Raw genomic sequence first — 9,731 nt, 5'->3', positions numbered from 1 at the left:
GTTCCAGGCGCATGGCAATCGACAGAAGGCCGCCGACGATGCCCGCCGTGAAGCCGAAGATGAGGTAGAGGGTGCCGATGTCCTTGTGGTTCGTGGAGTAGAACCAGCGCCGCCAGAACGTCGAGTGACCGTGGCTCTGCACATGATCTACAAGCGGCTTAACACTGTCGGGCATGGCAGGAGGCTCCCAAGACAGAACCACGTTCGAACACCAGAACAGTTCCCGCGAATGAATTTTATTGCTGTGTATCTTCAGAAAATTTGCTGGCTGCGGCTTCATCTTGGACTGCTGTGTGTGCCCTAATGGAATCTACGACAATGCAGATTTTCCGCTTGGAGATGTCAAAAGAATTCGCTTGTCACACCGCCGCGCCGAGCAGACGCTCATCTGTGTCCCTGAGAGACCCATTTGGCAGTTGATGCCGACTGCATCTGTCGATGGGGCCAGGGCGAGCTGGAGGATACGGCGATGCAAAGGGTTAGGACCGCGCGCTCCATTGCAATGACCGCCACCAATACTGAGGCACGATGGCAGGCCATCAGCCTTGTGGCTTCAGCTGTTGCGCTGACCGGCTGGTTCATTCTTACGTTTTAGAATTGTAAGGCCGTGGGAGATTAGCCGTGCGACTTTATAACTTGTTCTGCCGCGCTGATCGGGACGAACTCATCTGCGCGGTCCCAGAAGACCGACCGGTGCCATCCTTTATCACGGGTCCGGTATGGGATTTTGTCGGCAGGGTCGAGGAGAGCGTCATCAGATCAGTGGGCTTCAACCATGACGCGGCGCAAGCAAGCATTCAATTGAATGGCTTCTACCTCTTTCAGCTTGTCAACGCGTCAGGCATTCAGCCAAAGACCCGCCAAAGTAGCGCGGCAGAGGCCGTCGACGACATTCGGGCGAGCGGCAATGCCTCCCTGCAAGAAGTGTCTGGGCAACCATCCGAGATCCGAATTGCGTCGGTTCAAGTGAGAGTTGGGACCGAGGTTAAGATGCCTCCCGATAGCCGGGTGTCGCCCCTGCCGGGCCAGATCAACGACTCTGATCTCCATGTCGTGAGGAAATGATTATGACTGTCACGCTATACCCGCAACCGTCACCTGAGCTGGCGCGCAGGCGCCGGGATCTTGCCCCCGACGTGCATGCCGCCTTCGACGCGTTCAGCCGCCGGGTATTCGCCGACGGTGTCCTGGACAGCAAGACGAAGCAGCTGATTGCCGTTGCGGCCGCACATGTCACCCAATGTCCCTATTGCATCCAGGGGCACACCAGGGCCGCTCAGCGCGCCGGCGCCACGGCGGAGGAGCTGATGGAGGCGGTCTGGGTGGCCGCCGAGATGCGGGCCGGCGGAGCCTTTGCTCACGCCAGCCTCATGATCGCTTCCTTGTCCGAAGATCGCTAGGCAGGACGCGACAGGGCGATTAGAGTAGGCGGCCAGGCACCGGACGTTCCGGCGCTCGCCATCACCCTTGAGGGCGACCTGTGCTCCCTGAGCGTCGCACCCGGAGAGGTGATCCGGTCCTGCCGGCTGCCGCCGATGACCGGCACTTGGAGCATTCCAATGGGCACAAAGGTTCCAGAAGACAATGTGGGGCTGAAGCGGGCTTATGAGCCGCCTGCTGCCGATGACGGCGCTCGCATTCTCGTCGACCGTCTGTGGCCCCGCGGGATCTCCAAGGACGCGCTTGCCCTCAATGAATGGATGAAGGACATCGCACCCAGCACCGAACTGCGTCGCTGGTTTGGCCATGACCCTGGACGATGGCACGAGTTCTGCCGCCGGTACGCCGCCGAGGTGCATGAACACCAAGATCTGTTGGAGGAGTTGCGGGCCCGCGCCCGCAAGGGCCGGATCACCCTCGTGTTTTCCGCCCGTGACGAGAGGCACAACGACGCCATCGCCCTCAGGAACCTCATCCTGCACGGCAGGGTGAATCAAGAGACAACCAAAGTGCAAAAAAAGTGACTTGAACAGGCAAAGCTATTCGTTTGTCACATAACCCGTCCAAGCGTACCCTTGTGCTTATCGACCAATGGCGCCGATGACCGGCATATCTTCACAAGCCCCTCGTCAGCGCATACCCAGAGGAGGCAGGGATGCTCACCGCTGCGGATGTCATGACGAGAGCGGTCGTCACGGTCAGGCCCGAGACGTCAATCCATGAGATCGCCAAGCTGCTGTGCGACCATCATATCAGCGGGGTTCCGGTGGTCGACGACAGGGAGCGGCTGCTCGGCATTGTCAGCGAAGGCGATCTGATCGGGCATGCCCAGTTGGTCGGCGAGCAGCGCCGATCCTGGTGGCAGACATTCCTCGGCGGCCCCATGGTGCTGGCTCAGCACTACGCCAAATCACATGGCCGGACCGCCAGCGACATCATGACGAAAGACGTGGTCACGGTCCTGGAGGCCACGTCGGTCGCCAACACGGCCCGCGCGCTGGAGCAGCATCGGATCAAGCGTGTCCCTGTGTTGCGGGATGGGAAGCTCGCGGGCATTGTGACCAGAAGCAACCTGCTTCAGGTGCTGGCGACCGCTGACGTATCGAAGCCGATGAACGTTGCCGACCGCATCATCCGGGAGCGGCTGAACGAGGAACTCGAAGACCAGCCCTGGGCCTATCTCCTGTCGAAGAACATCGTTGTCGAAAATGGCGTCGTTCACCTGTTCGGTATTGTCCAATCAGAGGAAGAGCGACACGCCATCCGCCTCGCGGCGGAGAACCAGGCCGGCGTGACGGCGGTGGAGGATCACTTCTCAATAGTACCACCCGCCTCCTACGTCTTCTGAGTGCGCGGACAAGGCTCGCCCCGCTGCTCGACACAGTCGGATTTGTCCCAGGGCTTCAGTGCGGCGGGAACCTTTTGATCGGCCCACCATCCGATGCGTTGCGCAACCAGCGTTCTCAGCTGTCCCCATGGAGGATCCCATGCTTGCCCGCTTTGCCGCCGTCGCTCTTACTGCCGCACTTGCCATGCCGGCAGTAGCCGCCGATCAGGTCGAAAAGGCGCCGCCAAGCGGCGCCTACAAGAAGGTGAGCGAACTCGTGAAGCTGCCCGAGTTCCTGCCGGGTCTCGGCCAGCTCTATGTCGATCCCAAGACCCTGCCGGCCGGTCCATTCCTGGCCTATGATCGGGAGGGGCGTCTCGTCAGCACGGTCTACATGCTGCCCATCGAGGACCTGTCGAACAAGGACAAGCGTTTCGATGATCTCGCGGCACCCGGCGGCAAGGTTGATCATGTTGACGTCTACTTCAATGCGGGGCATCCGGGCGTTGAGAAGCCTCACGCCCACGTCGTTCTGTGGCACGTGCCGAAGGCTGATGAGAATCGCGTGGCGGCGAAGTGATGGTCTCGCGTCGGCAGATCCTGCGGATCGGCGGGGGCCTCCTCGCCGGCCTGGCATCGCCCCGCCAGCCGATTGCCGCTGAGGCGGTCGAGATCCGGATGCAAGGCAACACGGACGGCTCGCATGTGTGGTTCGATCCAATCGGCTTGCGCCTTGAGCCCGGCCAGACTATTCGCTGGATCAATCTGGATCCTGGCAACTCCCATACGGCCACCGCCTATCATCCGACGAATTTCGAACATCCGCTGCGTATCCCCGAACGGGCTGAGCCCTGGAATTCGGACTACCTGCTGCCGAACGAGACGTTCTCAGTCATGCTCCATATAGAGGGTATTTACGACTTCTTTTGTATCCCGCATGAGCACGCCGGCATGGTGGGGCGAGTCATTGTCGGTCAACCCGGCCGGCCGCCAGCTGCCAGCGTTTCGGCTCAGACGGCTGGCGGGGAGCCGATCCCGGAAATTGCACTCCAGGCCTTCCCGCCTGTCGATGAGATCATGCGCCGGGGTATCGTCAGGCGCACATAGGGGGTGATCCTGCACCAGCGGGAATCTTCCTGGCTCCGCCCCATCCACAGGTCATCTACCAAGGCCTGCTAGGTATTAATGAGGGCCCATGATCCGTTCGGTTGCTTATGGAAAGGCCATTCTCGCCGGCATAGCGATGCCGTCGCCTGGAAGCTCGTTGCCCAGCTGCTGATCTGGGCCGGTGTGCATTTCTTTGACCTTGTCATGACCCTTGGGCACGGTACGAGTGACCAGCGAACGCTACGCCATTGGATTGGCCCGCGCCTTCGGCGGCGCGGCCATCTTCGGGATCCCACTGCTGATGACCATGGAGACGTGGTCGCTGGGCTTTGCCGTGGGCCGCGGCCGGCTGCTGCTCCCGGAGCCCGCATGCCGCCACACTGATCGTGCGCGCCACGGGCTTCGCCGAGCCCTAATGACTGGGCGGGCCATTCGGGCTGAAGCGGTCTGAGATGGAAATGAGCAAATGAGGAGGCGTGAGACCGGGTTGCTGACGTCCTTCTCTCAGGTGGCCGGGACTCGCCTTACAATCGTCTTTGACTTGAGGCCGCTTCAGCCCCCGGCTGAGAACGGAACTCCTGCCCGATGCGTGATGTCAGCCGCCCTGGGGCCTCCCCAGCCGAGTGGAGTATTGTCATCGCCCCATGGTGCGACAGGAACGCATCATCGATATTTCATGTGGGCCGGGAGACGTCGCGCCCCGGTTCTCGATAAGGACGCGAACTTTCTCCTCTGCCTTCCGAGAATCAGCGCCATTGATTTAGCGGCGTCGTTAGGCCAATTTATCGTGATTTTAGTTTCATTGACATTTCAGCACATTTTCCGTGTTCTATGATCCATGGATATTGAACTCGCTCGAACGTTTCTTGAAATCGTTTCGACCGGGAGCTTCATGCGGGCTTCGGAGCGCTTGAATGTCGGGCAAACGACCGTGAGCGCACGCATCCGAATCCTGGAGCAACAGCTGGGGCGGCAGCTTTTCGTTCGCCACAAAGGTGGGGCCTCATTGACACCTGCCGGTGAGCAGTTCCTTCGCCACGCGCCGATGTTCGTCCAGCTGTGGCAGCGCACGCTCCAGCAGGTTGCGGTGCCGCCCGGGCGCCGTGCCGCGCTGACTGTCGGCAGCGAGGTCAGTCTATGGCAGCCGCTTCTCCTCGATTGGGTTCGATGGATCCGCCATTCACTCTCCGATATCAGCCTCCACGTTCACGTGGATGTCCCGAAGGATCTGATCCAGCAAGTGGCATCCGGGTTTGTCGATGTCGCGATCATGTATGCCCCCCAGCATCTACCGGGCTTGGCAATCGACTTGCTGATGGAAGAAAAACTCGTGCTCGTGACGAGCCATCCGGAAGCCCGGCTTGAGGATGGGATCGACTACGTGCACATGGATTGGGGACCTGAGTTCGTGCTTCACCATGGCCTGAACTTTCCCGATCTCACCCCAGATCTCTTCATGGATTTTGGTCCGCTCGCACTGAGCTATGTTCTTTCAGCTGGCGGATCGGGTTACTTCAGGATGAGCGCGGTTCAACCTTATATAGCTTCTGGACGGCTTCACCTCGTCTCCGGGATGCCTCAATTTTCTTACCCGGTCTACGTCGTGCATTCCGTCAATACCGATACGGAGGTTGTCGGGCCTGTCTTGGACGGACTGCATTGCATTGCACGTGCGAATGGCGAACCACACAAAAGCGCTTAGGGGCCCGACAAGAAATAGGAACACTATAAAACCCGTACTCCTGTCTTAAGGTCGGCTGTGTTCCTCCACGGAGGGCATAAGGAATTGTGGGGCACTCAGTCATGGGTCTGTTGCAAGAGCCGCCCTCACAACATGTTGGCGTCGAATGGGGTTGCCTTTAAGCGCTTCGTACCTGCCCCACGAAACCTCATGCTCTCCTCCGCCGGGAGTTTTCCCTTGACGAAGCGAGGGAAGTATCTCTCCCTAATGCGATATCCCCTGCTGATTGGTAGCTCGATGGCTAAATCCTCCCCGCAGACGCGTCCTTTCGAACCGAGGCCGGACCTGAGCCACTTTGCCTCTGGCGCAGCTTATGTTGCCGGCAAGTTCGTGCCTATCGCCGAAGCCTGCGTGCCGATTCTGGACTGGGGCTTTCTTCACTCAGATGCGACCTACGATGTAGCACACGTCTGGCAAGGTGCCTTCTTCCGGCTTGAGGATCATCTTGATCGGTTCGAGCGTGGCATGGCGCGCCTGCGCATGAGCCTTACCTTGAACCGCAGTGAGATCAGAGACATCCTTTTCGAATGTGTCCGCCTTTCAGGCCTCCAAGACGCCTATGTCGAGATGGTCTGCACGCGTGGTATCCCTCGTCCAGGCTCTCGCGATCCACGGGACGCGGAAAATCGCTTCTATGCCTTTGCAGTGCCCTTCGTCTGGATTGCAACCCCAGACCAGCAGCAAGAGGGGCTCAATCTAACTATTGGAACCACACAACGGATTGCGCCCGAGGCGGTCGACCCGACGGTGAAGAACTATCACTGGCTCGATCTGGTCTCCGGCCTGTTCGAAGCCTACGACCGGGGCGGCGAAACGGTCGTGCTCACTGACAGAACCGGGCATGTCGTCGAAGGTCCAGGTTTCAACGTGTTCGCGCTCACGGATGGGCGGCTGGTCACACCCGACAGAGGGATTCTCAAGGGAGTGACGCGGAGGACAGTATTGGAGATCGCCGAGGAAATGGGGTTGATCCTTGAGGAACGCCCCCTCCCCGCGGATGAACTGCGCCATGCGCAGGAGGCTTTTGCGACCAGTACGGCGGGCGGGATTATGCCGATCACGCGCGTGGATGGTCAATCGCTGGCGGACGGGAAACCCGGGCCGACAACAAGGCAGATCCAGGACCGATACTGGATGCTTCACACAGACCCGAGATATGCGACAACGGTCATCTATTCCGTCTCCTCGGGTGCACTGCGCTGAGGCGATGCCGCGGTGACTTAGGAAAAGGCGGCCGGATCTCCAGTGGGGTCGGTCACGGGTGGGTGTTGCTGGTCCGCATCGGGACGGCAGCGATCTGCGCCAGGTGGGTCACTGCTGAGGAATGCCGCACCATCTCTCAGCAGTTTACGCCGAGCCCTGGCCTGCAGCCACGGCTTCTGCCTGGACGGGACAACGCTCCTGGGTTGATTGGGACTGGCTTGGTAGCTGTCCCGGCAGAAGTTGCGCATTCTCAAGTCAACCTGGCAGCGCCGTGATGTGTGAACGTTGGCGTGCCCGGCTGACACGCTCTGCTGGCAAAGCGGGCCTTTTGCGACCAACGGCGCGCTATCCCAATCGAAGCTGGTCAACAGCAGCGGAGGCCGCTCCCACCCGCAGCCCCGTAGCGGGCGTTCTGGCGCTCATGGAAGAACTCCGCGTAGCTCATGACCGGCCGGTCAGGATGTGCCCGCCGCATGTGGTCAACATAGGTGTCATAGTCAGGCATACCCACCATCAGGCGGGCCCCTTGGCACAGGCATTTGGCGAACCCGCTCCAGCGCTCGCTGAGACTAGTGTCCGGCATGAAGTCTCTCCTCAGCGCATGGCGGAGAACGCGGCGGCAGCATCCTCTTCCAATAGATCTCTTGTGGCCGGAGCCTCCCGGGCGGTCCAGCGGTCGGCTCGGTAAGCCTCAAGGCAGGACTGGAACCCGTAGTAGACGATACTCACCACCACGAGCACGAACAGAACTGACAGTGCGGCATCAATCCGGTCGTTCCAGATGACCTGGCTCATCTGGCCCGGATCCCGGGCGGGTGCGAGCACCTCACCCCGGGCGAGCGCGTCCGAGAACCGGCTGGCGTGCGACAGGAAGCCGATGGCTGGATCGGGATGGAGGATCTTCTGCAGGCCTGCGGTCAGTGTGCACACGACCAGCCATGCCGCCGGCAGGACCGTTACCCAGGCATAGCGCTCCCGTTTCATCCGGAAGATCACCACCGTGCACAGCACAAGGGCGACGGCGGCTAGCATCTGGTTCGAGATCCCGAACAGAGGCCACAGCGTGTTAACCCCGCCCAGCGGATCCGTCACTCCCTGGTACAAGAAGTAGCCCCAGGCGCCGACGCACAGGGCTGTGGCAGCGATGCTCGATCCCCAGGAGGCCGTGTCACGGAACCTGGGCATGAAGAAGCCAAGCAGGTCCTGCAGCATGAACCGACCCGCGCGCGTGCCGGCGTCCACGGCGGTGAGGATGAATAGTGCCTCGAACAGGATCGCGAAGTGATACCAGAAGGCCATCATCGCCTTCCCGCCGATGAGGTTGGAGAAGATGTGTGCCATGCCTACGGCGAGTGTGGGCGCGCCGCCGGTGCGGGAGATGACGGTGTGCTCGCCGACGTCTTTCGCGGTTTCCTCAATCTGTTGCGGCGTGACCGGGAAGCCCCATTCGGTAATCTTCGCTGCGGCGGTCTCGGCGGTGGTGCCGATCTGCGCGCCAGGACTGTTCATCGTGAAGTAGATGCCCGGCTCGATGATGCTGGCCGCCACCAGGGCCATGATGGCCACAAATGACTCCATCAGCATTCCGCCATAGCCGATGAGGCGGGCGTTGACCTCGTTGTCGATGAGCTTCGGCGTCGTGCCAGACGAGATCAGAGCATGGAAGCCCGACACAGCCCCACAGGCGATGGTGATGAACAGGAACGGGAATAGGGAGCCGGACCAGACCGGACCGGTGCCGTCGACGAAGCGGGTCAGCGCCGGCATCCTCAGGTCCGGCGCCACCACCACGATGCCGAGCGCTAGCGCCGCAATGGCCCCAATCTTGAGGAAGGTCGAGAGATAGTCGCGCGGCGCCAGGAGCAGCCAGACCGGCAGGATCGAGGCGACGAACCCATATCCGATCAGAATCCAGCAGAGCTGGGTGCCGGTGAAGGTGAAGGCCGGCCCCCAGGTCGGGCTCTCGGCGACAGTCTGACCAAAGATGATGGCGAGCATGAGCAGTACGAAGCCGATCCCCGAGACCTCGCCGATGGCGCCGGGCCGGACGTAATGCAGATAAAGCCCCATGAAGATCGCAATCGGGATCGTGGCGGCGACCGTGAAGGCCCCCCACGGGCTCTCAGCCAGCGCCTTGACGACGATCAGGGCAAGCACGGCCAGGATGATGACCATGATCGTGAAGGTGCCGAACAGCGCGATGACGCCCGGCACCGGCCCGAGCTCGGCCCGGATCAGCTCACCGAGGGAGCGGCCGTCACGGCGCATCGAGACGAACAGCACCATGAAGTCCTGCACCGCGCCGGCGAGCACCACGCCAGCGAGGATCCACATGACGCTGGGCAGGTAGCCCATCTGGGCGGCGAGCACGGGTCCGACAAGCGGGCCCGCCCCGGCGATGGCGGCAAAGTGGTGGCCGAACAGCACGTAGCGGTTGGTGGGCACGTAGTCGAGCCCGTCATTATGCCGGACCGCCGGGGTGGCGCGATCCGGATCGAGCTGCATCACGCGCCGGGCGATGAAAAGTGAGTAGTAGCGATAGGCGATCAGGTAGGTGGCAACCGCGGCCACCACGATCCAAAGCGCGTTGACGTGCTCGCCGCGCTCGATGGCAATCAGCGCCACGGCGAAGGCGCCGAGGATGCCCACCAGAACCCACACAAGGTGGGAGCGAACGGCTCCGGTCATGGCCGTGTCCTTCAAAAGACGCTGACGGGCTGACCTTCAGCGATATTTCCCACCAACGCCGATGGACAGCCGGAGTTCGTAACTTGGCAGCAGGTGGCGCATGCCCTCTCCGGTTACGCTCGCCAAAGCCCGGATGCACTTGCGCGGAGCCCGCGACGGCAACCCTCCGGCGGGCCAGAGCAGGAGCACGCTGGAAGGCCGACGATGAGCGATCAGCCGTCGCCC

Annotated in this window: 11 protein-coding genes; 9 read left to right on the top strand and 2 right to left on the bottom strand. The window is 61.4% G+C overall.

Annotation, left to right across the window (positions count from 1 at the left end; genetic code table 11):
- The first annotated feature begins 621 nt into the window (after positions 1 to 621).
- From ACS5Q0_RS25370 to ACS5Q0_RS25330, 9 genes are all read left to right on the top strand, one after another.
- Positions 622 to 1,065 (top strand): hypothetical protein, encoded by a 444-nt coding sequence (locus ACS5Q0_RS25370; protein ID WP_473129430.1) that lies wholly within the window; start codon positions 622 to 624, stop codon positions 1,063 to 1,065.
- Positions 1,066 to 1,067: 2 nt separating this feature from the next.
- Positions 1,068 to 1,400, top strand: a complete 333-nt coding sequence (locus tag ACS5Q0_RS25365) for a carboxymuconolactone decarboxylase family protein (RefSeq protein ID WP_473129429.1) — start codon at positions 1,068 to 1,070, stop codon at positions 1,398 to 1,400.
- A 159-nt stretch (positions 1,401 to 1,559) separates the two neighbouring features.
- The gene (locus ACS5Q0_RS25360) at positions 1,560 to 1,964 is read left to right on the top strand and encodes a DUF488 domain-containing protein (RefSeq protein WP_473129428.1); all 405 of its coding nucleotides are present in this window, start codon (positions 1,560 to 1,562) and stop codon (positions 1,962 to 1,964) included.
- 131 nt (positions 1,965 to 2,095) lie between these two features.
- Positions 2,096 to 2,788 carry a CBS domain-containing protein gene (locus ACS5Q0_RS25355; protein WP_473129427.1) on the top strand — a complete coding sequence of 231 codons (693 nt, stop codon included), beginning with the start codon at positions 2,096 to 2,098 and terminating at the stop codon, positions 2,786 to 2,788.
- Between the two features lie 139 nt (positions 2,789 to 2,927).
- Positions 2,928 to 3,347: a DUF5602 domain-containing protein gene (locus ACS5Q0_RS25350; RefSeq protein WP_473129426.1), complete on the top strand. Its 420-nt coding sequence runs from the start codon at positions 2,928 to 2,930 to the stop codon at positions 3,345 to 3,347.
- Positions 3,347 to 3,874: a plastocyanin/azurin family copper-binding protein gene (locus tag ACS5Q0_RS25345; protein WP_473129425.1), complete on the top strand. Its 528-nt coding sequence runs from the start codon at positions 3,347 to 3,349 to the stop codon at positions 3,872 to 3,874. Before ACS5Q0_RS25350 ends, ACS5Q0_RS25345 begins: the two co-directional genes overlap by 1 nt.
- 226 nt (positions 3,875 to 4,100) lie before the next feature.
- Entirely contained in the window at positions 4,101 to 4,325 is a 225-nt protein-coding gene (locus ACS5Q0_RS25340; protein ID WP_473129431.1) for a DUF2391 family protein, read from the top strand.
- Between the two features lie 387 nt (positions 4,326 to 4,712).
- Positions 4,713 to 5,576, top strand: a complete 864-nt coding sequence (locus ACS5Q0_RS25335; RefSeq protein ID WP_473129424.1) for a LysR family transcriptional regulator — start codon at positions 4,713 to 4,715, stop codon at positions 5,574 to 5,576.
- Positions 5,577 to 5,822: 246 nt separating this feature from the next.
- Entirely contained in the window at positions 5,823 to 6,818 is a 996-nt protein-coding gene (locus ACS5Q0_RS25330; protein WP_473129423.1) for an aminotransferase class IV, read from the top strand.
- Positions 6,819 to 7,182: 364 nt separating this feature from the next.
- Here the strand turns inward: ACS5Q0_RS25330 and ACS5Q0_RS25325 are convergent, their stop codons facing one another.
- Both ACS5Q0_RS25325 and ACS5Q0_RS25320 read right to left on the bottom strand, forming a co-directional pair.
- Complete coding sequence (locus ACS5Q0_RS25325; RefSeq protein WP_473129422.1) at positions 7,183 to 7,401, bottom strand: YbdD/YjiX family protein; 219 nt, start codon at positions 7,399 to 7,401, stop codon at positions 7,183 to 7,185.
- Between the two features lie 11 nt (positions 7,402 to 7,412).
- Positions 7,413 to 9,506, bottom strand: coding sequence for a carbon starvation CstA family protein (locus ACS5Q0_RS25320; protein ID WP_473129421.1), 2,094 nt, complete (start codon positions 9,504 to 9,506; stop codon positions 7,413 to 7,415).
- Positions 9,507 to 9,731 lie beyond the last annotated feature (225 nt).

The sequence above is a fragment of the Microvirga sp. HS2 genome (assembly GCF_055792805.1).
The sequence above is the reverse complement of the archived record's forward strand: the minus strand, read 5'-3'. Positions and strand labels throughout refer to the sequence as shown.